At 59.4% G+C, this 2,200-nt stretch carries 2 protein-coding genes; both read left to right on the forward strand.

What is annotated here, in order from left to right; genetic code table 11:
• Positions 1-537, forward strand: a 537-nt coding sequence (locus ACIP1X_RS28685) for an NADH-quinone oxidoreductase subunit B (protein ID WP_400755952.1), incomplete at its 5' end; no start/stop codon positions are given.
• 73 nt (positions 538-610) lie between these two features.
• Positions 611-2,200 (forward strand): NADH-quinone oxidoreductase subunit C/D (nuoC, locus tag ACIP1X_RS28690; protein WP_400755953.1); only part of this gene is annotated, 1,590 nt, incomplete at its 3' end.

Raw genomic sequence — 2,200 nt, forward strand, 5'->3', positions numbered from 1 at the left:
AGCCGCGCGGTCAACTGGGGACGTAAGAACTCCCTGTGGCCGTACAACTTCGGCTTGTCGTGCTGCTACGTGGAAATGACCACCGCCTTCACGGCGCCCCACGACATCGCGCGCTTTGGCGCCGAGGTTATCCGGGCATCGCCGCGTCAGGCCGACTTCATGGTTATCGCCGGTACCTGCTTCATCAAGATGGCGCCGATCATCCAGCGTCTCTACGAGCAGATGCTCGAGCCGAAGTGGGTGATCTCCATGGGTTCGTGCGCTAACTCTGGTGGCATGTACGACATCTACTCTGTGGTTCAAGGGGTGGACAAGTTCCTGCCCGTGGACGTCTACGTACCTGGCTGCCCTCCTCGTCCGGAAGCATTTCTGCAAGGCTTGATGCTGTTGCAGGAATCGATCGGCAAGGAGCGTCGTCCGCTTTCCTGGGTCGTTGGCGATCAAGGCGTTTATCGCGCCGACATGCCTTCGCAGAAGGAACAGCGCCGCGAACAGCGAATCGCAGTCACCAACCTGCGCAGCCCTGACGAAGTCTGATCCAGATCTGTTCTGACAAAGAAACGAGAAGCTGGCTTCATTCTTTACGTTGACCGAAAGCGAAAAAATAACCATGACTACAGGCAGCGCTCTGTACATCCCGCCTTATAAGGCAGACGACCAGGATGTGGTCGTTGAATTGAACAACCGTTTTGGCGCCGAAGCGTTCACCGCTCAGTCGACCCGCACCGGCATGCCGGTGCTGTGGGTGGCGCGCGCCAAACTCGTCGAAGTCCTGACCTTCCTGCGTAACCTGCCCAAGCCGTACGTCATGCTCTATGACCTGCACGGCGTGGACGAGCGTCTGCGCACCAAGCGTCAAGGGCTGCCGAGCGACGCTGAGTTCACCGTGTTCTATCACCTCATGTCGCTGGAGCGTAACAGTGACGTGATGATCAAGGTCGCCTTGTCCGAAAGCGACCTCAGCTTGCCGACCGTTACCGGTATCTGGCCGAACGCCAACTGGTACGAGCGTGAAGTCTGGGACATGTTCGGCATCGACTTCAAAGGCCACCCGCACCTGTCGCGCATCATGATGCCGCCGACCTGGGAAGGTCACCCGCTGCGCAAGGACTTCCCGGCGCGTGCTACCGAATTCGATCCGTTCAGCCTCAACCTCGCCAAGCAACAGCTTGAGGAAGAAGCCGCGCGTTTCCGTCCTGAAGACTGGGGCATGAAGCGCTCCGGGACGAACGAGGACTACATGTTCCTCAACCTCGGCCCGAACCACCCTTCGGCGCACGGTGCGTTCCGCATCATTCTGCAACTGGACGGTGAAGAAATCGTCGACTGCGTACCGGATGTCGGTTACCACCACCGTGGTGCCGAGAAGATGGCCGAGCGTCAGTCGTGGCACAGTTTCATCCCGTACACCGACCGTATCGATTACCTCGGCGGCGTGATGAACAACCTGCCGTACGTGCTCTCGGTCGAGAAGCTGGCCGGCATCAAAGTACCTGAGAAGGTCGACGTCATCCGCATCATGATGGCCGAGTTCTTCCGGATCACCAGCCACCTGCTGTTCCTCGGGACTTACATCCAGGACGTCGGCGCCATGACTCCGGTGTTCTTCACCTTCACCGACCGCCAGAAGGCGTACACGGTGATTGAAGCCATTACCGGTTTCCGTCTGCACCCGGCCTGGTACCGCATCGGTGGTGTTGCCCACGACCTGCCGCGCGGCTGGGAAAAACTGGTGAAAGACTTCGTTGAATGGCTGCCAAAACGCCTCGACGAATACACCAAGGCTGCCCTGCAAAACAGCATCCTCAAGGGCCGTACCATCGGCGTCGCGGCCTACAACACCAAAGAAGCCCTGGAATGGGGCGTCACCGGTGCAGGCCTGCGTTCGACCGGTTGCGACTTCGACCTGCGTAAAGCGCGTCCATACTCCGGCTACGAGAACTTCGAGTTCGAAGTGCCGCTGGCTGCCAATGGCGATGCCTACGACCGCTGCATGGTGCGCGTTGAAGAGATGCGCCAGAGCATCAAGATCATCGACCAGTGCATGCGCAACATGCCGGAAGGCCCGTTCAAGGCCGATCACCCGCTGACTACGCCGCCGCCGAAAGAGCGCACGCTGCAGCACATTGAAACGCTGATCACCCACTTCCTGCAGGTTTCCTGGGGCCCGGTGATGCCAGCCAACGAATCATTCCAGATG

The organism is Pseudomonas sp. NPDC088885 (assembly GCF_044750025.1).
GTDB lineage: Bacteria > Pseudomonadota > Gammaproteobacteria > Pseudomonadales > Pseudomonadaceae > Aquipseudomonas > Aquipseudomonas rustica.